The sequence below is a fragment of the Acidobacteriota bacterium genome (assembly GCA_003225175.1).
Classification (GTDB): domain Bacteria; phylum Acidobacteriota; class Terriglobia; order Terriglobales; family Acidobacteriaceae; genus Gp1-AA112.
Genome location: QIBA01000049.1, coordinates 66,469 through 93,286 on the forward strand (window position 1 = coordinate 66,469; position 26,818 = coordinate 93,286).

General features: G+C 54.1%; 25 protein-coding genes and 1 pseudogene. 10 read left to right on the forward strand and 16 right to left on the reverse strand.

What is annotated here, in order from left to right:
- The first annotated feature begins 35 nt into the window (after window positions 1-35).
- Window positions 36-1,721, forward strand: coding sequence for a chemotaxis protein CheA (locus DMG62_13440; protein ID PYY22486.1), 1,686 nt, complete (start codon window positions 36-38; stop codon window positions 1,719-1,721).
- Window positions 1,722-2,008: 287 nt separating this feature from the next.
- On the opposite strand, the gene def is transcribed toward DMG62_13440, so the two are convergent.
- The 4 genes from def to DMG62_13460 all read right to left on the reverse strand — a co-directional run bounded on the left by def (window position 2,009) and on the right by DMG62_13460 (window position 5,101).
- Entirely contained in the window at window positions 2,009-2,593 is a 585-nt protein-coding gene (gene def, locus DMG62_13445) for a peptide deformylase (GenBank protein ID PYY22464.1), read from the reverse strand.
- A gap of 2 nt (window positions 2,594-2,595) precedes the next feature.
- The gene (locus tag DMG62_13450) at window positions 2,596-3,204 is read right to left on the reverse strand and encodes a zinc/iron-chelating domain-containing protein (GenBank protein PYY22487.1); all 609 of its coding nucleotides are present in this window, start codon (window positions 3,202-3,204) and stop codon (window positions 2,596-2,598) included.
- A gap of 171 nt (window positions 3,205-3,375) precedes the next feature.
- Window positions 3,376-4,329 (reverse strand): hypothetical protein, encoded by a 954-nt coding sequence (locus tag DMG62_13455; protein PYY22488.1) that lies wholly within the window; start codon window positions 4,327-4,329, stop codon window positions 3,376-3,378.
- A 424-nt stretch (window positions 4,330-4,753) separates the two neighbouring features.
- Window positions 4,754-5,101 (reverse strand): hypothetical protein, encoded by a 348-nt coding sequence (locus DMG62_13460; GenBank protein PYY22465.1) that lies wholly within the window; start codon window positions 5,099-5,101, stop codon window positions 4,754-4,756.
- A gap of 45 nt (window positions 5,102-5,146) precedes the next feature.
- Here DMG62_13460 and DMG62_13465 point away from each other — a divergent pair, with 45 nt between their 5' ends.
- The 3 genes from DMG62_13465 to hutH are packed head-to-tail and all read left to right on the forward strand — an operon-like array spanning window position 5,147 to window position 8,543.
- Window positions 5,147-6,118: a mechanosensitive ion channel family protein gene (locus DMG62_13465; GenBank protein PYY22466.1), complete on the forward strand. Its 972-nt coding sequence runs from the start codon at window positions 5,147-5,149 to the stop codon at window positions 6,116-6,118.
- Window positions 6,119-6,127: 9 nt separating this feature from the next.
- Window positions 6,128-6,919 (forward strand): 3-oxoacyl-ACP reductase, encoded by a 792-nt coding sequence (locus DMG62_13470; protein ID PYY22467.1) that lies wholly within the window; start codon window positions 6,128-6,130, stop codon window positions 6,917-6,919.
- Window positions 6,920-6,938: 19 nt separating this feature from the next.
- Window positions 6,939-8,543, forward strand: a complete 1,605-nt coding sequence (gene hutH / locus DMG62_13475; GenBank protein ID PYY22468.1) for a histidine ammonia-lyase — start codon at window positions 6,939-6,941, stop codon at window positions 8,541-8,543.
- A gap of 240 nt (window positions 8,544-8,783) precedes the next feature.
- Here hutH and DMG62_13480 read toward each other — a convergent pair.
- Together DMG62_13480 and DMG62_13485 are read right to left on the reverse strand one after the other, a co-directional pair.
- Window positions 8,784-9,504, reverse strand: a pseudogene (locus DMG62_13480) (hypothetical protein).
- A 37-nt stretch (window positions 9,505-9,541) separates the two neighbouring features.
- The gene (locus DMG62_13485) at window positions 9,542-10,636 is read right to left on the reverse strand and encodes a hypothetical protein (protein ID PYY22469.1); all 1,095 of its coding nucleotides are present in this window, start codon (window positions 10,634-10,636) and stop codon (window positions 9,542-9,544) included.
- A gap of 61 nt (window positions 10,637-10,697) precedes the next feature.
- Here DMG62_13485 and DMG62_13490 point away from each other — a divergent pair, with 61 nt between their 5' ends.
- Window positions 10,698-11,237 carry an O-acetyl-ADP-ribose deacetylase gene (locus DMG62_13490; protein PYY22470.1) on the forward strand — a complete coding sequence of 180 codons (540 nt, stop codon included), beginning with the start codon at window positions 10,698-10,700 and terminating at the stop codon, window positions 11,235-11,237.
- Between the two features lie 72 nt (window positions 11,238-11,309).
- On the opposite strand, the gene DMG62_13495 is transcribed toward DMG62_13490, so the two are convergent.
- The 3 genes from DMG62_13495 to DMG62_13505 are packed head-to-tail and all read right to left on the reverse strand — an operon-like array spanning window position 11,310 to window position 14,377.
- Window positions 11,310-11,714 (reverse strand): CoA-binding protein, encoded by a 405-nt coding sequence (locus tag DMG62_13495; GenBank protein PYY22471.1) that lies wholly within the window; start codon window positions 11,712-11,714, stop codon window positions 11,310-11,312.
- Window positions 11,711-12,991 (reverse strand): glycosyltransferase WbuB, encoded by a 1,281-nt coding sequence (locus tag DMG62_13500; GenBank protein ID PYY22472.1) that lies wholly within the window; start codon window positions 12,989-12,991, stop codon window positions 11,711-11,713. Before DMG62_13500 ends, DMG62_13495 begins: the two co-directional genes overlap by 4 nt.
- A 42-nt stretch (window positions 12,992-13,033) precedes the next feature.
- Window positions 13,034-14,377 carry a hypothetical protein gene (locus DMG62_13505; protein PYY22473.1) on the reverse strand — a complete coding sequence of 448 codons (1,344 nt, stop codon included), beginning with the start codon at window positions 14,375-14,377 and terminating at the stop codon, window positions 13,034-13,036.
- 241 nt (window positions 14,378-14,618) lie between these two features.
- On the opposite strand from DMG62_13505, the gene DMG62_13510 reads away from it, so the two are divergent.
- The 5 genes from DMG62_13510 to DMG62_13530 all read left to right on the forward strand — a co-directional run bounded on the left by DMG62_13510 (window position 14,619) and on the right by DMG62_13530 (window position 19,023).
- The gene (locus DMG62_13510) at window positions 14,619-15,386 is read left to right on the forward strand and encodes a hypothetical protein (protein PYY22474.1); all 768 of its coding nucleotides are present in this window, start codon (window positions 14,619-14,621) and stop codon (window positions 15,384-15,386) included.
- A gap of 142 nt (window positions 15,387-15,528) precedes the next feature.
- A complete protein-coding gene (locus tag DMG62_13515) occupies window positions 15,529-16,761 on the forward strand; it encodes a membrane dipeptidase (protein ID PYY22489.1) in 1,233 nt (410 codons plus the stop codon).
- 32 nt (window positions 16,762-16,793) lie between these two features.
- On the forward strand, window positions 16,794-17,555 hold the full coding sequence (locus tag DMG62_13520) for a peptidylprolyl isomerase (GenBank protein PYY22475.1): 762 nt from the start codon (window positions 16,794-16,796) through the stop codon (window positions 17,553-17,555).
- Window positions 17,556-17,571: 16 nt separating this feature from the next.
- Window positions 17,572-18,072: a damage-inducible protein DinB gene (locus DMG62_13525; GenBank protein ID PYY22476.1), complete on the forward strand. Its 501-nt coding sequence runs from the start codon at window positions 17,572-17,574 to the stop codon at window positions 18,070-18,072.
- A gap of 420 nt (window positions 18,073-18,492) precedes the next feature.
- Window positions 18,493-19,023 (forward strand): peptidylprolyl isomerase, encoded by a 531-nt coding sequence (locus DMG62_13530; GenBank protein PYY22477.1) that lies wholly within the window; start codon window positions 18,493-18,495, stop codon window positions 19,021-19,023.
- Here the strand turns inward: DMG62_13530 and DMG62_13535 are convergent.
- From DMG62_13535 to DMG62_13565, 7 genes are all read right to left on the reverse strand, one after another.
- Window positions 19,016-19,138 carry a hypothetical protein gene (locus DMG62_13535; protein ID PYY22478.1) on the reverse strand — a complete coding sequence of 41 codons (123 nt, stop codon included), beginning with the start codon at window positions 19,136-19,138 and terminating at the stop codon, window positions 19,016-19,018. The genes DMG62_13530 and DMG62_13535 overlap by 8 nt on opposite strands.
- Before the next feature lie 416 nt (window positions 19,139-19,554).
- Window positions 19,555-20,481 (reverse strand): malate dehydrogenase, encoded by a 927-nt coding sequence (mdh, locus tag DMG62_13540; GenBank protein ID PYY22479.1) that lies wholly within the window; start codon window positions 20,479-20,481, stop codon window positions 19,555-19,557.
- Between the two features lie 160 nt (window positions 20,482-20,641).
- Window positions 20,642-22,081: an NADP-dependent isocitrate dehydrogenase gene (locus DMG62_13545; GenBank protein ID PYY22480.1), complete on the reverse strand. Its 1,440-nt coding sequence runs from the start codon at window positions 22,079-22,081 to the stop codon at window positions 20,642-20,644.
- A 479-nt stretch (window positions 22,082-22,560) separates the two neighbouring features.
- On the reverse strand, window positions 22,561-23,028 hold the full coding sequence (locus DMG62_13550) for a hypothetical protein (GenBank protein ID PYY22481.1): 468 nt from the start codon (window positions 23,026-23,028) through the stop codon (window positions 22,561-22,563).
- Between the two features lie 259 nt (window positions 23,029-23,287).
- A complete protein-coding gene (locus tag DMG62_13555) occupies window positions 23,288-25,255 on the reverse strand; it encodes a hypothetical protein (protein PYY22482.1) in 1,968 nt (655 codons plus the stop codon).
- A gap of 72 nt (window positions 25,256-25,327) precedes the next feature.
- A complete protein-coding gene (locus tag DMG62_13560) occupies window positions 25,328-25,759 on the reverse strand; it encodes a phosphoribosylglycinamide formyltransferase (GenBank protein ID PYY22483.1) in 432 nt (143 codons plus the stop codon).
- Window positions 25,702-26,818: aldehyde dehydrogenase (locus DMG62_13565; protein ID PYY22490.1), on the reverse strand; the 1,117-nt coding region annotated here is incomplete at its 5' end. The genes DMG62_13560 and DMG62_13565, both read right to left, overlap by 58 nt.

Consider the following 26,818-nt stretch of genomic DNA (forward strand, 5'->3'; position numbering starts at 1 on the left):
ATACTACCGACATCCCGGTGAACAGCCCACTTTCAATTGGCGGCTCGCCCGCAGCGGAAGCTCCTGCTCAAGGTGAGCGCTTCTTTCTGCTGATCGCGATCTTCATCGGCATCTTTTCGGGGCTGGCGGTGGTCTGCTTTCGCATCACCATCGAGTTCCTCCGCATTGAGCTGATGGGTTCCTCCTTAACTCCTTCGTTCCCCCGGATTTTGTTGGCCCCTGCTGCAACCGGACTTGTAGTTGCGATACTGGTGATGTTTGTTTTTCCCCGAGTTCGTGGCAGCGGGGTAAACCAGACCAAGTCTGCGCTCTACGTTTATGACGGCTACATCCCATTTCGGACTGCGATCGGCAAGTTCATTTGCTCGGCTCTTGCCATTGGTTCTGGACAGTCACTGGGCCCTGAAGATCCATCTCTGCAAGTCGGAGCGTCGATTGCATCCGCTCTTGGTCGCCGACTCGAGCTCACCAAAGACCGGCTGCGCCTGATCGCTCCAGTTGGCGCCGCTGCAGGGCTAGCGGCTGCGTTCAATTCACCCATTTCCGCCATTCTGTTTGTCATCGAAGAAGTAATCGGGCGCTGGACAGCAGGGCTTCTCGGCGCTGTGGTGTTGTCTGCTGTTTCGAGCGTCGTAGTGGCTCGCTACTTTCTTGGATCCGAGCCCCTGTTTCGCATTCCGGCAGTGCAGTTTATAGCCCCGAGCGAATTGCTCGCTTACGCCGCATTGGGAATTGTCGGAGCCCTTGCCTCGGTGGTCTTCGCCAGGGCTATTCAAGTGCTTCGTCCACGCATGAAAGCCCTTCCGCGATGGACACAGATCTTTCAACCCGCGCTGGCGGGACTAGTCATCGGCGCCATCGCGCTCGCCGGACGTCCTGAAGTAATGGGCGCAGGCTACGAGTTCATGGATCACGCGATGCACGACCAGTTTCCATGGAAGATCATGGCAATTTTGGCCAGCCTGAAGATTCTTACCACCGTGCTTTCGTTCGTGAGCGGCACGCCGGGGGGAATGTTCGCACCGACACTTTTCATCGGAGCCATGCTCGGTGGCGCTGTGGGTGGAGTAGAACGCTTGTTCTTTCCTCATCTCACCGGCTCCATCGGAACTTATGCGCTGGTGGGCATGGGCGTGCTCTTCGCTGCCTTCCTCCGCGCTCCTATGACCTCCGTCTTTATGGTGCTTGAGGTCAGCGGAAATTACTCGATCATTGTTCCTGTGATTCTTGCGAATACCCTTGCTTACTTGATCTCACGTAACCTTCAGCCTATTCCCATTTTTGATCTGCTCAGCCAACAGGATGGACTTGGTCTGCCTTCGATGGAGGAGCAGCGCGAAGAGCGGGTGTTGCGGGTGGAAGACGCCATGCGTCCTGTGGACGTTCCCGTTGTCGACTCCCAAGCTTCAGCCGAAGAAGCTCTCCAACTGGCAAAAGAGCAAGGCTCCTCCGAGATTCTGGTGGACGATCCGCCTTTTGGCTGGTCAAGCGTGACTGTTCAAACTCTGCGCGAGGCGGTAAGACAGGGTCCCGATGAACTCACGGTTGCGAGTCTTCTCCCAGAACCGCACATGCCCCAGCTTTACCCAGACCACAGCCTCGAAGTTGCTTTACGGCACATTTCGCAGTGGCCATTCTTACCGGTGACCCATCGCGCCAATGCCCGGAAGGTCGTCGGTCTGATCGCGCTGAATGATGTCTTGAAGGCGTTTATTAAGTGATCGCTGTGGCGAGATTCTTAGTCAGTGGCAAGTAAAAGTGCCTATCGGAAAATCCTAATATTCTCGAGAAGAGTGAAAATAACAGCGAATTTTTCGAGTTTCACCTGAAGATTGTCGCATCCTACCCAAAATCTGCAGTTTCGCTTTCAGGAACAGTGAATTACAGCATTATCAGTGAATTCCTGATTCGGGACCAACTTCAGTATCTCTCGTTACGCCTATGCTTCCTCCCCGTCCAACAACGTGACAACAAGGAATAACGATTTCGTTTAGGGCATGTGAACGGCTTAAGCAAATCTCCTTCGAATGTCTTCCAGCCCTTCGCTCTTCCAATACCGCTTGTAGTTATCAAGCGACATAAAGCTGCGCGTGTGCATGCGATCGATATAAATGGTTCCGTTCAGGTGATCAATCTCGTGCTGCAGAATCCTGGCATACCAACCGAATGCCCGAATTATTCGCGGTTGCGCATGCTCGTCGAGGCATTGCACCACCACTTCTCGAGAGCGCGGCACGAGAGCGGTAAATCCAGACAGACTCAAGCAGCCCTCGAAGAACTCCGCTGAGGGCTCGCTCGCATCGGTAATCTTCGGATTGATAACTACGTGAAAAGGAACAGCAGTCCGCTCCCGTGCATTGATTTCTGCTGCGGACAGCTCCGTCCAATACTGCGGCGAATCTTCGATGATCGCGAGCTGGATCGCCGATCCTATCTGCGGAGCAGCAAGACCGACGCCCGGTGCATCCCGCAAGGTCTCGTGCATCGAGTCGATCAGTTCCTGAATGGCACCCGAGAGAATCTCTTCTTCAACAAGCAGTCGCGCCCTATCGCGCAAGACTGGTTCACCAATCTGGAGTAGCTTGAGAAGCATCGTCAGTTAGCCAGCACGTAAGCGACGATCGTGCTGCCACTTTCTCCAGAGTCCGTAAGTTCGGCTAATAGCGAATCCTCCAGATGCTCGGGATCAGGTCTCATCTCGCAACTGGCGATCTCAGCATCACTCGCGCCGTGAAAGCATAGCTCGCAAATCCCAAGGCCGCCGCCCTCATTGCGGACAGGTGGTCCGAAGACACGGCAAGTCATCGGCCTGTATTGATAAAGATCGCAGGCCCCTGATTGTGGATCGAGAGCGGGACATACTTCATCATCCGCGAAGGAGAGGAATCTCTCCTGTGCGTTTTCACTCTCGTGGAGAATTCCTAGTTTGGGATCACCGGGAAATTGCGAGGCAACTCGTTGAATGTATGCTTTTGCCCGTAGCCGAACTCGATTTGCGCGATCTGGATCGGTACGCTTCAGCTCGGTAAATCCTTCGCGTAAACGTGCTGCATCCAGCGCATTAATGGCAAAAGCTCCGATGCAACATTGCGCGCACCCTGGGCGGCAGACCAGCCATTCGCCCGCGCGACGAGCAACATCGATAAGTGCAACATCGACAATCTGCACCAACTCATTATCGCGGTTTGGGCGCTTACAACGCATCTCGTCAGCATAACGCAAGTGACAGGCGCTAGAACGTGGATCCCGCCACCCTCGCGCGGGTGTTTACTCTTGGCGCCACAAAGGCCAACTGACTCGGATACCGCTTTCAAATTTTTCGTTGAAAAGCGAAAGTCAAAGTACAGGCGAGCGCGCCCGGATCCACTTGTCTCTCTACTTATTGATGTCGTCCTTCGCCTCCAAACGCTTCACCAGACTGCTTAAGGCCGGCTTATAGATATCAGGAGCGTCCGAGGCTGCGATCTTCATTTCCTTTACGGCGTTGTCGAAATCCCCCTGCGCAACTGACAGGCGAGCAGCTTCGTTGTGCGCAACCCAGCTGTTCGGGTGTTTCTTCACGTTTGTGCGAAACAGTTCGAGCGCCTGATCCTGATGTCCTTGGGTTTGCAACTGCCGAGCATAGCCATGGACCTGAATAGCATTAGCCAGTTCAAGTGCTTGAGCTCGGACTGGGGCCGATTCATCGTTCTTGCCCATAGCCTCGAGAACCTGAGATTTGGTCAGCAGGTTGTCAAAGCGTGATTCCACTTGGATAGAGTGATTGGCATAGTCGAGCGCCTCCGCCAGATTCATCTTGCTGGCGAGCAGATAGTTGGCGGCTTCATCCCAGCTCTCCCAAATGTACTGTGATCCACCGCGAAGCTGCTTCTGCAAATCGGCCTGAACAACGTCAGCAACCGGAACGCCGATCCGGAATGGGACAGTGACCTTCTCCCAGCGCATACTGACGAGAGTTGACTCCGGCTTCACATCATCGAAGTCATAAACCAGAGCCTCGCGGAATTCACTGGGTTGCGGCCTCACTGAGACTCGCAGCGCGTCTTCCTGTTGTTTGTACGAGAAACTTCCCCAGGCCGTAGCCGCCTTGGAAAAGATCAGAGTCCATTCACTCTCACCAGGAATCATGTGCAGACCATAGATTCCTCTTGCGAGCTGCTTGCCTTCAATCATCACCGGATCGCTAAATTCGATCGTGGTGTTTTCATTCGCTCCAGCGCGCCACACCTGACCATAGGGCACAAGCTTGCCCCAGATCTGACGATTGTTCACCAAAGGTCGGCTGTAGTTGATGGAGATATCCGTAATGCCAACGCGCTGCGTGACCAGCGCATGCTGGCTGGCGCGCGGGAGGTTCAAGATACCTTGTGCATACGACTCGGTCGCGCTCAACATCAGTGCGCCGATCGCAAGGATTGCGAGCAGCATTCGTTTAAACATGTGCGGTTAGCCTCCGCCGTTGGACGCAGAAATGTAGAGATTTGTAAGCAGAGTTGCGGAGTTGTGAGTGACGGTTCGTCCCCACTGAACGACGAGATATCACAGGAAATCCTGTGTGCCTACGTGGTTCCGGCCGGCTCGGCCGGTAGAAGGTCGAAGATCTGAATGCTTCGCAGTCAGACGAGTAGGCCCAGACGAACTCTGGAAAGAACTCGCTTACGAACGCATTCGCGGTTCATTCAACCTTATAGCGGCCGAGGGCGGCGGGTCGGAAGCACGTCAGCAAAAGCTAAGCAGCACGAAGGCGACAGGCTCAGTATCCCTTCATTTTGCCTTTCACTGACCGCGCCAGCTTTTCGATTTCATCAGCTTTCTTGATCACATCGAGCGATAGCGTGTGCTCGTTGGTCTTATCAACGTATTCTTTGAGCTCTGTGGCGAGTTGAACTAAGCGGTCTGTATCTTTTTGTAGTGATGTCTGCCTTTGTTTGTTGAGCGCCTTCTCGCGGTCGCGCTCCATCTTCTCTTCGGTGGGATCTTTTGGGCGCTCGCGGCCAAACTGCGGTTCCTGCGTTGGATTCTGCGTGCTCGTGTCGGACTGCAGTGGAAAGCAACTCATCGCAACGAAAAACAGCAGGAAGCCAACAATAGGATTGCGCACGCGCACCTCAACAGATTCGGAATACCGCGATTATAACCGCCGGGAATGACACGTCTGGCCAATCAAAGAATCGCTTTGTCGCTTGCTATAATCCAGCTTCGCTCCACGCCATTCATGCCCATCCTGAGCACAAATATCTTCTCTGAGCCGATCTGGCGGCATGTACTTTCGGAGTGGCATCAAGACCTTGCCGAGCGGCTGCGACACGATTTGCCGCGCATTCTGGTAATCCTGATCGTAGCGGTAGCTTTCTCGCGACTCCTGAAACTGTTCACGCGAAAATTACAGGATTTCAGCCGACGCGAGGCTCTGCCGAGCGGCATTCGGGCTACGCAATTGCGTACCCTCGCATCCATTGCGCAGAGCGTCGGCAACTTTCTTATCTTCTTCTTTGTTCTCCTGCAGATTCTTCCGATTTTCAATATCGACGTGAAGCCCTTTCTTGCGAGCGCCGGCATTGTGGGGCTCGCTGTCGGCTTCGGCGCGCAAACTCTGGTAAAGGACGTAATCAACGGCTTCTTCATCATCATCGATAACATCTATGACCTCGGAGATCTCGTGAAACTTGCCGGCGTGCAAGGGACGGTCGAGCACATGTCGCTGCGGATGACTGTGCTGCGCGACGACACGGGAGCGCTGCACTCAATTCCCAATAGCGAAATTAAAATTGTCTCGAACATGACTCGAGATTGGGCGCAGGTTGCATTGCACGTCTCCGTGGACTACGCGGAAAGCTCCGATCGCGTGATTGAGTTGCTGAAAGAAGTAGGCGCCGATCTGCAAGATGACCCGGAGTACGGAAAAGATATCGTTGGAAAACCAGAGGTGCCCGGCATAGAGCGCGTCAGCGGATCAGAGGTCGATTACTTGATGATAGTCAAATGCCGTCCGGGCAGACAGCACGCCGTGCGACGTGAGCTGCGCAGGCGAATCAAAGCCTCTTTAGAAAGAAACGGCATCAAAGCCGGAGCTCCGAATCGAATGTATGTCATGGAAGCTCCGCCTTCCGCCGGATAATCTGGCTACATGGAAACAGGACTCAAAAACAAAGTTGCGCTGCTGGTTGCATCGAGTGAAGGCATAGCCCGTGCCGCTGCCGAGAAGTTCGCTGCAGAAGGCGCGCGCCTGGCGATGTGCGCCCGAAACGAAACTAAGTTGAGCAAAGCCGCTGAGGAGCTGCGTGCACGTCACAAAGTCGAGGTGTTGGCCGAGCGCATAGATGTTTCCGATTTGTCCTCCATGCAAGCATTTGTGCGCCGTGTAGCCGAACGATTTGGCCGTATCGACATCTGCCTCGCGAATTCCGGCGGTCCTCCCGCTAAGAATTTTCTTTCCATCGAGCTGGACGAGTGGCGTAAGAACGTTGATCTCCTGTTTCTCAGTGTCGTCAACCTGGCCAAATTTGTGATTCCCCACATGCAGAGAAACGGCGGGGGACGCTTTATCGCCATCACTTCCACCTCAGTGAAAGGATCGATTCCCGATCTGGTTATGTCCAATGCCATACGCCCAGCCGTAGTTGGACTGCTGAAGAGCCTATCCATTGAGTTTGGCAAGGAGAACATTACCTTCAACAATGTCGCGCCTGGATACACTGCGACCGAACGACTTAACGAGCTGGCCGGAACGCGGGCACTTGCCGCAAACCTCAGCATCGCCGACGTACACAAGAAGTGGTCGGAGGAAATTCCGCTGCACCGCCTTGCGCGTCCGGAGGAGGTCGCTGATGTGATCGTGTGGCTGGCTTCGGACCGAGCCTCCTACGTGACCGGTCAGACGATTTTGGTCGATGGCGGCCGGTATCCCGGCGTAGCCTGAAGAGTTCCCTAGGAGAATCTTGAGAGCTCTACATATCGATGGAGACCAGCTCGCGCTTGAGGACCTGCGCGAAGTCGTATTTGAACGGCGTCCAGTATTGCTCACGCCCGACGCGCGCGAAAAGGTTTTGGCGTCCCGTGAAGTGATCGAGCAGTTGGTGCGCGAGAATCGCGTTGCCTATGCGGTGACAACGGGCGTGGGCAAACTAAGCGACGTCCGCATAGCGCCCGAGCAGATTTGCGAATTGCAGCTCAATTTATTGCGTTCTCACGCAGTTGGCATTGGTACGCCACTCTCAGAACCTGTCACACGGGCGATGATGTTGTTGCGTGCCAATTCTCTGGCCAAAGGATTCTCCGGAGTTCGTCCATTGGTGATCGACACGCTCTGCGAAATGCTAAGTCGCGGCGTGCATCCCATTATTCCTTCGCAAGGAAGTGTAGGAGCCAGCGGCGATCTTGCTCCGTTGGCTCATCTGGCGCTTGTTCTCGTCGGAGAAGGCGAAGCGCTGTTCCAGGGACGAAAAGTGGCGGGCAGAGAGGCGATGGCCGCGGCGCAGGTGAAACCCATCGCACTGGAAGCGAAGGAAGCAATCTCACTTATCAATGGCACGCAGGCAATGCTTGCTGTCGGAACTCTGTCCGTGCTAACTGCACAAACGCTCGTCGATACTGCCGACGTGCTGGGAGCGCTCACTCTGGACGCCCTTCGCGGCACTACAGTCGCGATGGATGAGCGCATTCATCGGGCTCGCCCCCATTCGGGACAGTTGCAGAGCGCGAGCAACGTACGGAAACTGCTTGAAGGCAGCGAAATTCGTCAGTCGCACATCGATTGCAATCGGGTTCAAGACGCCTACTCTTTACGCTGTATTCCCCAAGTGCACGGCGCAGTTCGCGATACGATTGCTTTCTGCCGACACGTCTTTGAAATCGAGATGAACTCAGCGGTGGATAATCCGCTGGTCTTCCCTTTTCCGAGATCCCAACGCGAGCCAATGCGTCCCTCGAAGGTTCCTGCCATCGACAACCGTCGGGGCAGAGAAAGCGCCAATGACCGGACCGATTTGGGAGATGTACTTTCCGGCGGAAACTTTCATGGCGAACCCCTCGCCTTTGCGCTCGACTATCTTGCGATTGCGCTTTCCGCTCTGGCAGGAATTTCAGAACGGCGCATTGAGCGCATGGTAAATCCGGCTCTCAACGAAGGACTGCCTCCGTTTCTTGCTTCCAGCGCTGGACTCAATTCAGGTTTTATGATGCCGCAAGTCACGGCTGCCGCCCTGGCAAGCGAGAACAAAGTCCTTGCGCATCCGGCCTCGGTGGATTCAATTACCACGAGCGGCAACAAGGAAGATTACGTCTCCATGGGCATGGGTGCGGCATTAAAGCTCGAACGCGTAGTTGCTAACGTAACGCATGTGCTTGCGATTGAAGCGGCCGCCGTCGCTCAGGCCATTGAGTTTCTTGCTCCGCTCAAGACGAGTCCACGACTGCAAAAAGCCCACGCAGCAATACGGCGAGTTACTGCCCTAGTGGATAGTGACCGCGTGCTTGCAGCCGACTTTTCCAGAGTCGCCGGCGCGATTACCGAAGGCATATTGGTTCGGGCGGCATTTGAGTAACTCTGGATAGCCAATCTGCGAGGCTTGATTGTGCACTGCTCAAATACCATGCCTCGTTGATTACTTTGTTCCGGCCGCCCTCAGCTGGTACAGAGTCGAAGAACCAAGCTGTCTTGGTAAGCAAATCCTTCTCATAAATAAATTCCTGACTCGTTTAATTCGAAAACATGCACATGTTCAGCCTTGTACCGGCCGAGGGCGGCCGGAACCACGTAGTCGAGTCGAACCGTAGGTGGCCATCTAAGACGCAATTTCTGTGTCAGCTAGGAACTGAAGGCGTTTAAGGCTTTCCAGCTTCCAAAGTCCTAGTGACTTGTCCCTGTACGCTCCATCGACCTCCTCGCGCTCTTCATTGATCAGAAGTATCGGATTCGCAAAACCGAATGGCTCCTGCCGCAGGTTGAGCATCCGCCAGTCGCCGTTCTCGATGTCCATGTTGAGATCATTGTGGGAAAATGTGGTTGTCAGAAGATACCTGGAGCCGCTGCGAAGAAAATTCAAGAGCACGCGACGGATATTCTCAACGCTCAGATGTACCAGACAATCGCGGTAGAGAATCAAGTCACAAGCGGGAAGCTCAATCGTCCTGAGATCACCGGAGTGAAAGCTAACACTCTCGCGGCCATACAGCTGCCGATTCTTTACGATCAGAGACTCGACAATATCAATTCCTAAATAGGAATCGATCGGCAGAGCAGCCTGCGATATCCAAGCGGAGTCGCGCCGCAAGGTGCATCCATGAGCCTACGAATCTGCAATTTCTGGCAGAGTTCCGAAAGCTGCCGACGGAGAGGAGCGTGGCTGCCAGTTCGGAACCCAGCCCCGAAACCGATTCGCAGCTGCCCCACACGTTCTGTGCATAAATGTACTCAAATTTATTTTTGAGCTCTAGCTTTCTCAACTGCTGAGAATGCTTTTGATACTCCAAATGAGCCAAGACCGAAGGACGCAAGCTGCTCATGAACATAGTGTACTCACTCGCAAAAAGTTCAGATCCTCTACTTTCCCGGTTCCGATTCCTGCAACAGCTCCTTGAGATGTTCTTGCCAGAAAACCGCCCAAGTATGCGTGCCGTGTCCGTGGGTTTCAGCCGACGTCGGAATTAGGAAGAACCGGCCGCGTCTTACGCGCTTGATTTCACGCTGAGCGATTCCCAATTCAGGCGGATTAATGAAATCATCCGCGGAATTGGTGTACATAACCGCCGCGGTGATCTTTTCGAGCTGTGCCGATGGATCGTAGTTCCGTGAAGCATTCACGGCGTACAGCAAATCGTTCACGTCAAGACTGTGAGTTACTCGGTTGCGATAGTCCTCTAAATCCTTATCTGCTGCATCTCTCGTCGGATAGTTGATCTGCATCGACAACGGCGTACTTCCTGCAATCAGCAGAAAGTCTGTTGCAATCTCCAGGGCGGCACGTGGTTGGGATGTGTAATCCCCATTCTTCCATTCCGGATCATTGCGGATTCCATCCATTACCATCTTGCGCCACATGCGATTGCGCCCGGCGATCTGGACGGGCAAGCATGCCAAAGGCATGAGGGCGTCCATGTAATCCGGGTATGTTTCGCCCCATATCCAGGAGTGCATGCATCCCATCGACGTGCCCAATATCAGGCGCAGGTGGTTAACACTCAGCCCTTTTTCGAGCATCTCGTGCTGGGCCGCCACCATGTCGTTGTAGTCGTATTGCGGAAAGCGGGAGTGTAATCCATCGCTCGGCTTGCTCGACTTGCCATGACCAATACCGTCGTCAAGGATGACGAAGTAGCGGTTGATGTCGAGCAACTGCCCAGGGCTAAACAGGACATCCGCAAATTGCGGCTGCAGAAACTGCCGTGCAGTGCCTCCCGTCCCATGAAGCAGGAGTACTGCATTCGTAACTCGTCCATCCGCATCGCGAACCGGCTTGCCGAACGTTAGATAATGCAAGCGCAGCTCGGGTAACGATTCGCCTGAATGGAAACGGAAGTTGTGTGCGATGTAATCACCCTCGTGCGGCGCAGGGATCTTCGTAGATTCCTTGAATGCCTGGGCGTGACAGAAACAAGCCAGGCAAACACAAGCGAGGATTCGCAAAGGAATGGTCATGATGGCCCGTTCAAAATTTCGCCGAGCTATTCTACTGGCAGGAGCACGACAGGAGCCTGGGATGAATCGTTCAATCCAAGCTCTACAGGGAGACATCACGAAGCTGGCAGTCGATGCCATCGTGAACGCTGCCAACTCTTCCCTGCTCGGCGGCGGCGGAGTCGATGGCGCGATCCATCGCGCTGCCGGTCCTGATTTGCTAGCCGAGTGCAGGACGCTCGGTAGTTGCGCGATCGGCGATGCCAAAGCGACCCGGGGACATCGCTTACGTGCAAAGTACGTAATTCACACGGTTGGGCCGGTCTGGCAGGGAGATGAAAACACAACCGCTTCCATCGGCGAAAGACAGGAAGATAGACTGTTGGCCGCTTGTTACCGGCGATCACTTGAGATCGCACATGGTCTACATGTCGTCAGCATGGCTTTTCCGGCAATCAGCACAGGCATCTACGGATTCCCGCGTGAACGCGCCGCCAGAATTGCGGTTGCAGAAGTAAGGAAGGCTTTTGGCAAAAATCACAGCGTCAAAAAAGTGATCTTCTGCTGCTTCGACTCAGATACTCTTCGAATTTACGAAACGCTCCTCGGACTGCGATCTTGAGGCATCACTTGTCGGCACGACTCGGAGTCGTGACTTCCTAAACCAGCTTCGAGGGCCTTATCCGCAGCTGTTTTATAGCCCGTGGGCGCGATGCTCCTTGAGAATGCATTTATCCATAACAACTACGATTCCTGCATCGCGGGCTTTCTTGGCTGCGGCCTGATGGACAACGCCCTCCTGAAGCCACAGTGCTGGAATGTTCAAGCGAATTACTTCCTCTACAATCTCAGGCACATACTCTGGGCGGCGAAAGACATCGACGAGATCAATATTCTCGGGAACATCCGCCAGGCTGCGATAGGACTTCTCTCCAAGCACCGTCTGTTCATTCGGATTCACCGGAATGATGCGATATCCCTTACGCTGCAAATACTGTGACACCCCAAAGCTGGGGCGCCTGGGATTGGAGGACAATCCGACGACTGCAATCGTCTTTGTCTTGGTCAGAACATCAAGCATTTGGTCGTTTGACGTCATATGGTATCGAGAGAATTCTCTGTCGTAGTACTAAGAGCTGGCGAAGGTAAAGTCTCTTCCTGAACAGGAGCCGTATCGCCCGAATAGCAACGTTCAAGGGTGTGCAAAAATTTTTCCGCCTGCAAACCTCGATCAAAATTTAAGACCACATACGACCTTGCCTTGGTCGCCATTTCCTGCCGGACTTCAGGTCGATGGTAGAGCTCTAGCACCGCTGCCGCCACAGCAGCGTCATCCCCTGGCGGCACACACATTCCACCTCCAGATTTCTCAATCACTTCGCGAATCGGTCCTTCAATTGCCAACACCGTTGGTCTACCGGCAGCCATGTAGTCGAAAACCTTGTTTGGATAGGTGGTCCGCAGCATCGGCACATCCTTCAAAGTTGCGACGCAAACGTCGGCAGCAGCGAGTACCTCTGGCATTCGCTTCTTTGGTTGGGCAGCGATGAACCGAATATTGTTCAGCTCCAGAGACTCCGCTCGCATCCGCAGCTGAGATAGCTCTTTACCATCTCCGACTAGCGCGAACACAATGTCAGTCTGATAGCGTAAACGTGCTGCCGCATTTAACACACAATCGATATCATTGGCGAGACCGAGCGCTCCTGCGTACATCACCACAAATTTTCCCGTGAGTTCATGATCATTTCGAACTGCTTCCCCGCGAGCTTCCGGCCGAAATAGCGAAACGTCGGTGCCGTTTGGAATGACTGAGATTTTCGAATCCGGAATTCCTATCTGCAACAAATAGTCGCGGTAAGAAGGCGAATTGACGATGATCGCGCGGGCGTGAGCGTAGAGAAAGTTTTCAAGCTTCCGCGCCAAAAGTATGAGCAAGCGACTGCGCAAAATTCCCAGATCTATCGCGAAAGCGGGCCAGAGGTCGCGAACCTCCAGAACGAATGGCCGGTGACGAATAGCTGCAACTGCCCAGGCCGAACAAGCCTGAAACATCGGTGGCGATGTTCCAATTACGACGTCTGGATCTTGCACTCGCAACGCGGTGAAAATCGACGTCAGCATGAAACTCATGAATGCGAGCATTCGGTTGAAGTAGCTCTGATGCCAACCTCCAATCGCCGGAGCCATGTGGAGATCGATTTCAGCCTGATCCGGAGGCGCTGTCTTTTTCCTTCCGGTGAGATAGCTGTGCTCGCTTGTGATTACGGTGAATCGATGGCCCATTGCGACGACTCGCTGTGCGAGTTCGTAGTGTCGGGTTCCGCCAGGATCCTGAGGTCCGCAGAAGGCTTGATGTATTAGCAGGATATCCACTGGGCTCACTCTCTATTAGCGGCAGGCGCCCGCATCACGGAATCACGTCATGGGTTGGCGCACACGAGGCGTTTCGATAATCGCTTGCGTATACAACGTTCGCTTTCGACGCATACAAACGTGGAGTGCGACAAGGAGTACCAAAGGAAACATGTTGATCACTGTAAACACGAACAGCGAGATCAGTCCATCGCGATATACCTGAATCAGATTGCATGCGACCAGCAAGTACGTAAAGTGCATAAGGGACAAGTAGCCCGCACGATACGCGGCATCGAACCACACTCCAGTGAAGTAGGCCACGGCGAATGACATGATCACGACGCCGGGGTAAGCGAAGTTGAGATAAAACTCTCCCAACATGGTGACCACCATCCCTGTGTCCGCCATAGGACGATCGCTGGTGGATATCTGGTGCTCATATTCGGTCAGGCCCGGCTTTTCTGGCCACCATTGCCGAGGTATGGCAACCGTGAGCAGGCCAGCGTAAGTAAGCCCCCAATAAAGTTGCCCGCGTGCATCGGCCAAAGTAAGGGCGCTGGCGAACTGATCCAGAATCGTTTGATCGGGATGGTCGCCTGTGAACACGCTTGCGATTTCCGTTCTCGCATTCTCCAATACCTCTCCCGCTCCTTGGCCTGCCTGCAGCTGCTGACCGATTCCCTTTAAAGGAAAGAAAAGCAGTGCACTGATCACGAACACACTAATTCCAGACATCCCGGGCCAGCTGCGTCCCCGACGGTCTAGATAGATCTGCATGAGCAGAATGAGCGTTATTAGCAAGCGGAAACGGAAGTTCGCTTGGTAAATTACCCAGGCGAAATAGCCAGCCAGCCCTATCAACAGTCCCGGTCTAAACCCATACCAGTAAATCAAGGCAAGCAGGCTCAATCCAACCCATGTCTGAGGGATTACTATCCAATTTGAATTTTGCCCAGCGCTGATCAGGGGAGTAGAAATACCCGGAAGCTTGCTCCAAAGCAACATAGCTGCGCAGCCGACCAGAATACAAACTATCGCAACGGGCTTCAGAAGTTCCGGACGTAGCCTTCGAGGCTTCGCGTCTCTCTTCATTGCACTTGGGCGTGCGGTTAGGTGAGCTGCCAGTATCCATGCACTGGTCATCGCAATGAGTGCCAGGTCAGCCAACATTAGTGACCTTGCAATTTCAGATTCCGAAACGGGAATTGCGCCCTTCCATGAGAACAGCGTCGTCGCTCCATTCAGGATTGCGATTGCTCGGGCAGTGGAAAACAAACCATGAAACAGCAGATAGATCGTAGCGGGATGCGTAACGGACATTTTTGTGAACGTCATCAAGCAGGCGACGCAACACAGCAGGACCGTCACGTCCAAAAGCACCGTGTTGAATAAGGGAAGAACCACGGTTCAGCGGCCTCGGAAGGGGTGCAGGATAGCACAGGCGCCGCTTTCACCGGTTTTTGACCCGGTTTTCTCCAGCTGCTTCCGCAAGCCCTATCCGAGTTTTCGGTCACACAAAAGTACAACCGCCTTACGCACATAAATTCTTGTTACTAAAGGGAGAACCCGGTTAATATCCGGTTGCATCTTAGCTAGGGATTCGGAGATGCTGGAAACGACTCGTAACTACAGGGACCAAAGGCACATGCGTCGCACTTCTCTGCTACTCGTGTTGATCATCGTTGCGGTATCGGCCCGGGCGGACGTGCACAGTCTGCCGCGTCGGACCAAAACACGGCACCTTTCCTCGCCGCGACGTCATCACCGCCGTGCTCATCTTCGCCGCCTACGCTACTACGGACCTCCGGTTGCACCGGAGCTGCGTGGATCCCGCGATTCCCTGCTCAAACAGAACTCCGAGATCGATCAGGCTGGATTAATGCGCATCGAGGATGATGCCCAGCTCGAACAACTCGAAGAACGCGGCGTGCTCGTGCCGATCGTGAGCAGTGAGTACCTGACGGTGAATCCGTATCTCAAAGAGAATCGTCGCTATGCGCGTCCTTGGGCGGTTCAGTTTGTTGACGACATAAGTCGCGAGTTCCATCAGCAGTTCGGAAGGCCGCTACAGGTCACATCGGCGGTTCGGACAGTCGAGCAACAATGGCATTTGATGCGCTTCAATCACAACGCCGCGCCAGCGGAAGGCGAAGTCGCTTCGTCGCACTTGGCCGGTACAACCGTGGACATCGGTAAGCGCGGATTGACGCGCAAACAGCACAAGTGGGTCGCAAACTACCTTGCACGAATGAAGGAGCAGGACGTCATCGAGCCGGAAGAAGAGCGCCGCCAAGCTTGCTTTCACGTGATGGTGTCACAGCGATATCCGTATCCGGTGGCGATTCAGACAAAGGCCTCCGACCCCACAGAGGCTGCACCAGCAGCCCCCGTTCTTCCGCTGGCTCCGCAATAGGAGGCTGGCACTCTTATTCATGTAGAATTCCCAAAAGGCCGCCTTCAGCGGCCTTTAACCTTCTATCAAGGACAGATTTCCGACGATGCTGCCACGGATCGTGCTGTGTGCGGTGGTAAGCTTCCTGACCGTTTCTCCACTTATGGCCCAATTTAAGCCGGCAAAGAAGCCGGTCGAATCGCAAAGCGCAAAACAGCTTCACAACTCTGTGCTGATCATAGACACTCACGCCGACACCACACAGCGCCTGCTCGACGATAACTTCGACATGGCGAATCCGCCAGCAGGCGATCAGGGCAATTTCGATTTCGCGAAGGCGAAGACGGGGAACCTGGGAGCTGAATTCTTTTCGATTTGGGTGGAACCCAAGGAGTTCAAGGGACAATACGCGCACCGCACTCTTGCTCTTATCGATTCTGTGTATCAGCAGGCAACGAAGCATCCCGACAAAATGATGATGGCGTTCTCGACAATTGATATTGAACGCGCTCACCGCGAGCACAAGCTCGCGGCGCTGATGGGGATCGAGGGCGGACATTCTATAGAGAATGATCTGGGCCTGCTCCGCGACTATTACCGCCTGGGTGTTCGCTACATGACGCTCACCTGGTCGAATACAAATGAGTGGGCGGACTCTTCCGGTGACATCAACGACACCTCGGTGCAACACCACAATGGCCTCACTGAATTCGGGAAGGACGTGGTGTACGAGATGAACCGGCTGGGCATGATGGTCGACATCTCCCACGTCTCGGACAAGACTTTCTATGACGCACTCTTAGCAAGCCGTGCTCCCCTAATTGCCTCGCATTCCTCGGCGCGCGCGCTCACCAATCACCCACGCAACATGACAGATGACATGCTGCGGGAGCTTGGTCGACGTGGCGGAGTGGTAATGGTGAACTATTACTCTGCATTCGTGGACGAAAATTGGCGGCAAGCTTACGAGGCGCAATCCAAAGAACGTACCGCAGCGATCGATGCGGTTGCTCAGCAGTACAAAGACGCTGACCCGGTGACTCGCTACCGTGAGACTGATAAGGTGGCGAAGCAATGGGCGGCGAAGATCCCGCGTCCTCCGTTTGAGGCGATCATTGACCACATCGATCATGTAGCCAAGATTGCTGGAGTAGATCACACGGGATTGGGCTCCGATTTCGATGGCACTCCGTCAATGCCACAAGGACTCGACTCTGCCGCCGATCTTCCAAAGATAACCGAAGGTTTGCTCAAACGAGGATACACAGCGGAGCAGATTCGTAAGATTCTCGGAGGGAATCTGATGCGCGTCTTCACCGAAGTAGAAGCGATTAGCCGGAAATTGAAAGCAGAAGAAAGACCTTCGCTGGCACGGCAGATGAGTGCCTCGAAGTAAAATTTACCTTAAAGCATTACTCGAGAGTCATAATGAGAACTTTCCTCAGCGTTCTTGTCTGCGTAACATCGTCATTTTTCGCGGCCCAAACGAGCACCACGACGCCCAAAGCAAGCACTACTCCACGAAGCGCGTTGGGTACACAGTCGAGGGCCACTCAAGCAGCACCCGTCGAGAATCCGAAAGCCATATTTCACACTTCGGTCGGCGATCTTACCTGCGAACTATTCCTCAAAGAGGCACCCAAGACAGTTGGCAACTTTATTGGTTTGGCAACAGGTTCGAAGGAATGGAAAAATCCTGAAATCCACAAAAGGGAGCAAGGTGTCCCACTTTACAACGGAACCATTTTTCACCGGGTAATTCCAAACTTCATGATTCAGGGCGGCGATCCGCTCGGAAATGGTCAGGGCGGACCCGGCTATAGCTTCGAAGACGAATTTTCGCCGGATCTGAAGTTCGATGTCCCAGGCAGATTGGCGATGGCGAACTCAGGACCAGCCACGAACGGCTCGCAGTTCTTCATCACCGAAGTACCAACGCCGCACCTCGATGGAAAGCACACGATCTTTGGTCAGTGCACTCCAGACAGCGTGGAGCTGGTAAAGCAGATCGCGCGCAAAGCTGCCGATCCTCGCGATAATCGTCCATATGATCCAGTGAAGATCAACACAATCGACATCGTGGGAGTGCCGAAATCGGCGGCAACGATAAAGAAGCCGGCCACGGCGAAGAAAAATAGGGCTGCAAGCAAACCTGCTGCGCCAAAACAGCCAGCTCCCAAGCAGCGATAGCTAGCGAGATGAGTATATGACCATTGCCCAGCAATTGCTTCCCGAATTCGATAAGGAAATGGGCATAACACGCCGCACATTGGAGCGAGTGCCAAACGAGAAGTGGGAATGGCGTGCACATCCCAAATCGAGCACTATGGGATCGCTTGCTGGCCATCTCTCGAATATCCCCACATGGACGAATCATGCCATTGATCTCGACAGACTCGACATAGCACCAGAAGGAAAGCCGTTGCGCAATCCGCCAATCTCATCCCGCGAGAAGATATTGGAGAATTTCGATCGGAACGTCGCCGCTGCACGAGCTGCCATTGAGGGAGCTAGCGACCAGCATCTCGGCGGTGGATGGACTTTAATTTCAAATGGATGTCCAATTTTCACATTGCCCCGCGCTGCTGTTCTCCGGAGCTTTGTGATCAATCACATGATCCACCACCGCGCGCAGCTTGGAGTTTATTTGCGACTAAACGACATTCCAGTTCCGGCAACATACGGACCGTCAGCGGACGAAACCTAGAACGATGTTGACCGGCTATGTCATGGACAGCATCCATTCGGCTTTTCGCAACTTTTTGTAATCGTCGCCCTCTTTCTTGGAAACAGTTTCCGCTTCAGGCCTTGCGGAGTGCATAGATCCAGTTCAAGGTGTCCCGAATGCTTTTTTGGCTAAGCCAAGATTCGGGCAGACCGCTAATGAGGTATGCAGCTAAGTGCGACTTGTCGAGGTGCGGTCGTCCCTTTCGCCCACCACGATATTCAGAGGTAAGTTCCGCAGAGGCCGGCGCCAGTTCCAGATATGGAATTCTGCTGTGAGCTGATCGATGCCTTGCGTCAATTCTGCTGGAAGTTGCATGAATGCTGGTGAGCCCCTTGAACGGCAGTGCACTTCAATGTTTCAAACTAGTCGTTTTCACTCATAACGCAGGAAGGACACTATATGTCTCGCCAAGCTGGAACTTATGCCACCATCGATACGACTATGGGAAAGATCGTCTGCCGGCTATTTGAGAAAGACGCACCGAACACCGTCAGGAATTTCACCGATCTAGCTCAAGGAAAGCGCGACTGGAGCGACAACATCAGCGGTAAGAAAGGTCCGGGCCCGCTCTACAACGGAACTATCTTCCATCGCGTGATTCCCGATTTCATGATCCAGGGCGGCGACCCGAGCGGAACAGGCATGGGTGGACCCGGCTATAAGTTTGCAGATGAGACCAAGGGGTCTCCCCACAAGTTCGACATGCCTGGCAAACTCGCGATGGCGAATGCTGGTCCCAACACAAACGGCAGCCAGTTCTTTATCACGGTTGCAGCTACGCCATGGCTCACAGGCAATCACACGATCTTCGGTGAAGTAATAGAAGGTCAGGACATTGTGGACGCGATCACGAAGGTCAAGCGCAATTCGCAGGATCGCCCTGCACAGGATGTGAAATTGAATTCGATATCAATCGATAGAGTTAATTAGCCCATAAGCCAGCGACTACTACATAGGCCCATCGGCGCTGGGGCCCGTAAATCTGCGGCACGGTCGAGCCCACTGCACGCAGATACGTCGAGAGCTGCCCGCGATGACGAATAATGTCGAGCCAAAAAAACCCAAGCGTTGTCGTAGCCTGTTTCGTTCATGACAGCTTGCCCACCCAATGATGAAAGGTACGAGCGCATCGCATCGCGTGGTGTCAACCTTGTGAAGTTTCGCGCTGGCCTCCTGATGATTGCGGCCATATGCGGCGAAAACTTCTTTCATCGTCGGCGGCGCAGGCACCTCAGCCACTCCAATTCACCTTTCTATAGTCCGTCCGCAAGTGCAGCTTTTCGCGAGCGATCAACGAATCGATCTTCCGCGCAGTCTATGATTTCGGATCAGGACGGTAATTCGAAGCTTCCGGAATCCGTTCAATCACTTTGCGCGTCGAGGCGACTTCTTCGTCCCACAATTTGAGGAAAATCTTTCGAAGTCATTGAATTCCCGAGACAAGATTATCTGCGAGCCACCCTATGCTCCGATAACTTTCACGAGTTCCTGCACAGCATCAGCGCTCTTCTTCAGTGCCGCCTGTTCCTCAGCTGTCAGCTTGATCTCGATGATCTGTTCCAGGCCACGTGCTCCGAGCTTGCACGGCACACCGACAAACAGACCTTTGATTCCATACTCTCCCTGTAAATACGCCGCACAGGGCAAGATCTTCTTCTTGTCTTTAAGAATGGCCTCTGTCATTTCCGTGGCGGCTGACGACGGGGCGTAATAAGCACTGCCGGTCTTCAGATACTTCACGATTTCCGCGCCGCCATCGCGCGTACGTTGCACAATACGATCTAGAGTCGGCTTATCCATCAGTTCTGTAATGGGAATGCCGGCGACAGTTGAATACCGGGGAAGTGGAACCATGGTATCACCATGTCCACCGAGGACGAATGCGGTTATGTTTTCTACACTGACCTTCAACTCTTCAGCGATAAAAGCTCGGAAACGCGCGGAGTCGAGTACACCGGCCATGCCAATCACCCGCTCACGATTGAATTTGCTGATGCGAAAGGCAGCCTGAGCCATCGCATCCAGCGGATTCGAGACCACAATGAGAATCGAATTAGGAGAATTTGCCACGACCTTGCCCACTACATCCTGCATGATCTTGTAATTCGTGTTGAGCAGGTCATCGCGGCTCATACCGGGTTTGCGGGGTATCCCCGCAGTAATGATGACTATGTCTGAATTAGCAGTGTCGGCGTAATCGTTAGTACCGATAACGCGCGAATCACGTTTCTCAATCGGCATCGCCTCCAACAGATCAAGGCCTTTGCCCTGGGGAACACCCTCAATGATGTCGATCAAGACGACATCCGCCAATTCCTTTGAGGCTATCCAGTGTGCGGCGGTGGCTCCTACATTGCCGGCGCCGACAATTGACACTTTCTTGCGCATTCTTGTTGCTCCATCGCAATTTTGGAAAAGCAAGAGTGAATACGGAGACACAAAGGTCAGCGAGGAGTTGAGTCTTAGTGTTCGAAATTGTAGAGAAGGACTGGAACTAAGAATTCTGACCGCTATGCCTCAATGTGCTCTGTGCCCCCTGTTCAATGTTTTACGCTAAGGCGACTTCGCGCCTTGCACCGGCGAGAGCGTCCATGTTTCCAATCATGTAGCTGGCGAACTCGCTCGTCTTGACCTTAGTGGCGCCTTCCATCTGGCGCTCGAAGTCGTAGGTAACCCTCTTTTGCCGGATGGTCTCTTCGAGCGCATTTTCAATCAACCGCGCGGCTTCACGCCAGCCGATCAGCTCGAACATCATCACGCCCGAGAGAATCACCGAGCCTGGGTTGATCACGTCCAGATCGGCGTATTTTGGTGCGGTGCCGTGCGTAGCTTCGAAGATCGCGTAACCGTCACCGATGTTTCCTCCCGGAGCGATTCCGAGCCCGCCAACCTGCGCAGCGCATGCGTCAGAGATGTAGTCGCCATTCAAATTTGGTGTAGCGAGAACACTGTACTCCTGCGGCCGAATGATGACCTGCTGGAAGATGGAGTCGGCAATTCGATCATTGATCATCAGCTTCTTCTTCCACTGGCCATTGCCGTGAGACCGGGAAAGTTTGTCGAGAACGTCCTTCACTTCCGCGTGGACGCCCTTGCGGAATTCTTCGGCAGCGAACTCGAGACCGGGCTCTACCTGCTGCGCGTTTTGCTCAATCGTAATCTGCGGGCTCTTATCTTTGTTGTCGAGAATCCAGCTCTCGCGCTCGGTCACAACCCGATCACGGAATTCAGCTTGGGCAACCTCGTATCCCCACTCGCGGAAAGCGCCTTCAGTGAATTTCTGGATATTGCCTTTATGAACGAGCGTCACCGATGGACGTTTGTTTTCCAGGGCGAACTGGATCGCACGACGCACGAGCCGCTTTGTTCCTGTGATCGAAATCGGCTTGATACCAACACCCGAATCTTCGCGTACACGCTTTTTTCCGCCGGCGAGCATTTCCTCATTCAAGAACCGGATCAGCTTACGCGCTCCATCGCTTCCTTCTTTCCACTCGATGCCTGCGTAAACATCTTCTGTGTTCTCTCGGAAAATAACGACGTTCAATTTCTCCGGATACTTCACCGTGGAGGGAACGCCAGCGTAATGCTTAACGGGACGCACGCAGGCATACAGATCAAGCTCCTGCCGCATGGCGACGTTGAGCGACCGGATGCCACCACCCACAGGTGTGGTGAGGGGACCTTTAATGGAGACGCGCAGGTCCTTCGCAGCTCGCAATGTGTCCTCCGGCATCCAGTTCCGGAATTGTGAAAACGCCTTTTCGCCCGCGAAGATTTCGTACCATACTACGTGACGCTTGCCTCCATACGCCTTCTCAACCGCCGCATCAAAAACGCGGCGTGAGGCCTTCCATATGTCACGACCAGTACCATCGCCTTCAATGAATGGAATGATTGGATTGTCGGGCACGCGATATTGCCCGTTTTCGTAGCGAATCGGCGAGCCTTCCGAGGGGAGAGGAACGCCGTTGTACACCACTGCCATGGGCGACTGCTCCTGTGAAGTTATGAATGTAATGCCAAGCTTTCAAAACTAACATTCGCAGCTAGTTGGCGCAAACTGAGCGGTATTCATCAGTCAAACAGGGGAGGAACAACGCTATCCTCCAACTAAATTGGACACGACGCGATGGCGCGAGTAGATGCTGGCGCAAGTTGGCCAGTTTTCGGTCGTTCGAAGGCTCATCGGAATAACCATTGAGCGACTATGATGATCTAGGCTCTCCTGTGGCTCTGAGCTTTCGCCGGTCGATTTCACAGTCGCTTGGCGTGAGCTCAGAAAGACCAACTCTGGAGCTTCTTCCTACCTCCGAAACGTCACTCAGCCGGCCCTCGTGGGCCGGCTAATTTTTGACTTCGGTCCGTTGGCCATCGTCATATGTGGTGAACCTTAGCGGCGCCGTAGATAACAGAGAAGGGCACAGAGGCTGTGCCGTTCTCTTTGGACTTCTTTGAGGGTAATCGTTAGCGCAGCGCTGCCAAAACGATCACATCTTCTGAAGTCGGAACGCTCTTCGCTATCTCGGCTTCGCGGCGACTGATCCTGAACTGCCGTCCAACTTTCTCACCCTGAAGCCAGATCTGCGACAGAAAGTACTGGTCTCCGTACCGGTGGAATACAAGCCTGCTGTTCGGTGAAGGATTCAAGGTTTCTGCGTTGTTTGCCGAAGCAAGCATGTTCTTTGCAGCGTTTTCGCCACGAACCGCGAGCACGCTGCCGGTGGCCGTTGCGAGCGACTGAATGCTGTATGCGCCAGCGGGCAGACTCGACTTACCTACAGTGAAGTCAAAAGGAACATTCGCTTTAACGTTGACGCCCTGAGCGTTTGCGCATGCCGCCACGAGCAGCAGGCCAAGAACGCCAAGCAGATTTACGATTTGCCGTTTCATATTGCCTCCGTTTCGTGTTGAGGCGGTGGAAGCAATGCGCATATTCCGTATCGCCTTCACTGCTCCTGCTCTTCGCTTCCGTCTCCACACTTTCCGCGATGGGTAAATGCAAACGGCATGCCAAGGTGGTCGAGCGCTGTGATGAGTTCCGGTGGAAAACGCTTCAACTTGATGACTCCATTAAACATTTTCGTGCTTCATCAGATGCCGCAACTTCAAGCTCCCTGAACACTCGTTCTCATCCCGTGAACCGAATGGTTAATCCAAGCCGGGAAACGTGAACCGATGGGTTGCGATTCTTTCATCCGCTTATTAGAAACAGCAAGGGATGGTCGGGTTTAGGATGTACGTGCCAGAATTTCACCAGGACGGAATAGACAACCAAGCCGATCTCACCTTCCCCAAATAGAACAAAGGCCAACGCTTGCGTCATCAGATTTCGCTCGGTGAGTCCGAGCACGACACTAATCGGATTCAGGATGTCGGCCAGAAACGCGATGGTGTTCGCGATCGCCGTCGCTCCGCGGGCATCGACGACGTAATCCTCGCCCTCGCGCCTGACCTGCACCCGTAGACATGAGTAGAATTCGCTGCGGTTGTCCATCAAACGCACATACAAGAATGCGGCGCGACCGTGTAACTTGAGGTAGCTCTGGACCTTCTTTTTCAGCTCCGCACGATAATGAGCATCGTCGGCATGGTGCGGAATGAGATTAATCTTCTTATCGCGCAACGAGTTCCATAGCTGTTCCGACTCATCATCTACAAATTCAAATTCGGAGACTCGCATTTCCGTCGCGCGCAAGTAGCGACTTACGGCGCTGAGAACGAGCAGCAGCAGGATGAAGCAGCTAGCGATAATCACTCCGTCAGGTCGTTCGATGACATTGGCGACTAACGTGTAAGCGAACACAATCGTGACGACCCAGTAATACGAAGCCTTAACGTACGAGAACGGATTCTCTCTCGAACTCTCGCGCCATAGCGCCAGCGCCACAGCCACAGCGGCAGAGAACATCAGCACTAACACGCCAGTCGCGTAAGCGCTTCCCTGGCGATCGACGTCGGCTTTGAAAATTACGGTAACAATCACGTCGATCGCGAGCAGCAATAGGACCAGCGGACGGCGATACGCTACCCACGGTGGCGCCATGCCGAATCGTGGTAGATAGCGTGGAATCAAATTCAGGAGTCCGGTCATCGCCGACGCGCCGGCGAGCCATAGCACAAGAATGGTGGAAAGATCGTAGAAGCTGCCGAAACGGTTTCCAATGATCTCGTGTGCCAAATAAGCAATGGCGCGCCCGTTGGCGGGACCGCCTTCCTGATACGCACTTTCTGGAATCAGCAACACCGAGACGAAACTGGAGAGCAATAACAAAACGCTCATGATCGCCGCAGCAGTGACGAGCAGTTTGCGCGTGTTACGAATGCGTCCGGCAGGTACAGCGTAGTTGTCTGCCGCCTGATCTTCTCCGCCGCCATTAACTAGCGGCATGACGGAAACTCCGGTTTCAAATCCGCTCAGGCCCAAAGCCAGTTTGGGAAACACCAGTGCCGAAGCAACAAAGATGGCGGTCCAGTCTCCATGCCCCTGTAAAGCCCGCGTCCAGTTCGCGAGCAGCTCCGGTCGCCGATACACGATGCTCCCAGCATAGAGCAGCACCCAGATGTTCAGCGCGATGTATGGAATTGTAGTGGCTGCGACCACGACAATGGCTTCTCGAAATCCGGCAATGAAGACGATGGCTAACAACGCGAGCAAGATGAGCGTTACATCAAGCGTGTGCTCACCAATGAAGCGGTGCAGATACGGATTCTGGGTTGCGTGCCGCGCGGCGTCCGCCGCGGAGAGCGTCATGGTAATGACAAAATCGGTTGCCGCGAATCCAAGCAAGATCAGAACGAAAATCTTGCTCTTCCATCCTGAAAACAGATTCTCGAGCAACGCAATCGAGCCCTGGCCGGCATAGGATCGCGCCGCGACTTCCGAATAGATGGGAACAGCGCCAAAAACCGTAACCAAAACAAGGATGCCGGTCGCGGGAACCGACAGCGCGCCAGCGGCTAGCAATGCGATTCCCGGTTGATAACCGATAGTCGAAAAGTAATCGACACCGGTAAGCCATAGCACGAGATACCAGGGATGCGTGTGGTCCGCAGGCTCGGCTACATCCAATGGGCTTCCGCTGAACAGGAAGCGAGTAAGCGCGTCGTAATGCCGCGGCTTGACTTCAGGACGCAGAACCGTTGTCTCTGGCAAGTTCAAAAACGTGATACCGAGGGAGGTTGGGATGCAACGCTCGGAGGCAACTCAAACCTGATTGCCACAGTTGTGGATTCACCTCGCACTTAGTGTCCTGGCAGCTTTCGTCTTTTGTGGCGCAATCAAGTACCAGGCCTCGCCAATATGCGCTGCGAGATCTTCATCGCTAATGCGCTCCAGTTCAATACCAAGCCAGCCTCGAACACCGACGTAAGGCGGCTTAAAGTAGCTCTTAGGGTCGCTCTTGATGAGAGACGGTTGGAGACCAGGCTGCGCAGCAATCCATACCGCCACATGTCCATCGTTATGGTGGTTATCGGCGAACATTACGAAGACCTTCTTGTGCACGAAAAAAGTTGGCGCGCCGTGCGAGAGCTTTTCCGTGGTGGCAGGCAGAGCAGTGCAGATTCTCCGAACCCGCCCCAGGTGCTCACCATCGGTGTCGCGCTTTATTCCCCGTACGGTACCCAGATGTTTTTTACTTGAACCGCGTGCTGCAGGAACCATCGGCCCTCCGCCTGGTCATTGTTGAACCAATCAATGACTCGGCCCTCGTTGGTAAAGACTTGCTTGAGATTTCCTATGGACAGCAATTTCACCTGCGCCGCGCTGCCTTCGTCAGTAAACGACCATATGGCATCGACATCGTCGTGTTCAGCGACGACTTTGGTCAACTCGGCGGCCCGTCCCGTAACGATGTTCACAACTCCGGCAGGAAGGTCGCTGGTATCAAATAGTTGATACAGATCGCTGGTAATCAGCGGATATCGCTCCGACGGAATCGCCACAACGGTATTCCCCATCGCGATTGCCGGGAGTACCAGCGAAAGGAATCCAAGCAGCGGAACTTCAGCCGGAGACACGATGCCAATAGCGCCGACCGGCTCGTTCATGGCTATCGAAACATTGCGGAACGGAGGATTGTGGACTGCCCCGTCAAATTTATCGGCCCATGCGGCATATGAGAAGACGCGTTCAATGCTCTGAGCCACCTCGCGCGCAGCCTGCTTCTCGCCCACTACTCGCGCCAGGCGCGCGCTTATTTCATCAGCCCGCTGGGATAGATTCTCGCCGACGTAATACAGTACCTGTGCACGATTGTGAGCGGTCGCCTTTGCCCAGCCTTCAGCTTTACGTGCGGCCTCAACCGCATTGCGAATGTCCTTGCGATTGCCGAGCGGAGCCTCGCCGAGCAGAGTTCCGTCACTTGCATGGATGGGAAAGCTGTATCCCGAATCGGGACGAGTCTGTTTACCGCCGATATAGAGCTTTACCGTACGGTCGATACCCGGACCACTAGCAACAGATTCGCCTTCTTCCGCAACTTGGCTAGCCGCAGGTGCTGATGACTTAGGTAGCGCGGCGGCCTGCTTGAACCATGCCGGCTCCAGGTACTCAAGCAAGCCTTCTCTGCCGCCCTCGCGGCCGTAACCGCTCTCGCGATATCCGCCGAATCCGCAGGCTGCATCGAACAGGTTGGTGCTGTTCACCCAAACCACTCCGGCTTTCATCTGCGAGGCTACATGTAGGGCAACGTTAATGTTTTCGCTCCACACGCTCGCGGCA

Excerpts from the sequence above, each read along its gene's own strand:
- def (PYY22464.1), bottom strand. The coding sequence starts at position 2,593 with ATGCTTCTCAAGCTACTCCAGATTGGTGAACCAGTCTTGCGCGATAGG.
- DMG62_13450 (PYY22487.1), bottom strand. The coding sequence starts at position 3,204 with ATGCGTTGTAAGCGCCCAAACCGCGATAATGAGTTGGTGCAGATTGTC.
- DMG62_13465 (PYY22466.1), top strand. The coding sequence starts at position 5,147 with ATGACACGTCTGGCCAATCAAAGAATCGCTTTGTCGCTTGCTATAATC.
- DMG62_13470 (PYY22467.1), top strand. The coding sequence starts at position 6,128 with ATGGAAACAGGACTCAAAAACAAAGTTGCGCTGCTGGTTGCATCGAGT.
- DMG62_13485 (PYY22469.1), bottom strand. The coding sequence starts at position 10,636 with ATGACCATTCCTTTGCGAATCCTCGCTTGTGTTTGCCTGGCTTGTTTC.
- DMG62_13490 (PYY22470.1), top strand. The coding sequence starts at position 10,698 with ATGAATCGTTCAATCCAAGCTCTACAGGGAGACATCACGAAGCTGGCA.
- DMG62_13495 (PYY22471.1), bottom strand. The coding sequence starts at position 11,714 with ATGACGTCAAACGACCAAATGCTTGATGTTCTGACCAAGACAAAGACG.
- DMG62_13510 (PYY22474.1), top strand. The coding sequence starts at position 14,619 with ATGCGTCGCACTTCTCTGCTACTCGTGTTGATCATCGTTGCGGTATCG.
- DMG62_13515 (PYY22489.1), top strand. The coding sequence starts at position 15,529 with ATGGCCCAATTTAAGCCGGCAAAGAAGCCGGTCGAATCGCAAAGCGCA.
- DMG62_13520 (PYY22475.1), top strand. The coding sequence starts at position 16,794 with ATGAGAACTTTCCTCAGCGTTCTTGTCTGCGTAACATCGTCATTTTTC.
- DMG62_13525 (PYY22476.1), top strand. The coding sequence starts at position 17,572 with ATGACCATTGCCCAGCAATTGCTTCCCGAATTCGATAAGGAAATGGGC.
- DMG62_13530 (PYY22477.1), top strand. The coding sequence starts at position 18,493 with ATGTCTCGCCAAGCTGGAACTTATGCCACCATCGATACGACTATGGGA.
- mdh (PYY22479.1), bottom strand. The coding sequence starts at position 20,481 with ATGCGCAAGAAAGTGTCAATTGTCGGCGCCGGCAATGTAGGAGCCACC.
- DMG62_13545 (PYY22480.1), bottom strand. The coding sequence starts at position 22,081 with ATGGCAGTGGTGTACAACGGCGTTCCTCTCCCCTCGGAAGGCTCGCCG.
- DMG62_13550 (PYY22481.1), bottom strand. The coding sequence starts at position 23,028 with ATGCGCATTGCTTCCACCGCCTCAACACGAAACGGAGGCAATATGAAA.
- DMG62_13560 (PYY22483.1), bottom strand. The coding sequence starts at position 25,759 with ATGGTTCCTGCAGCACGCGGTTCAAGTAAAAAACATCTGGGTACCGTA.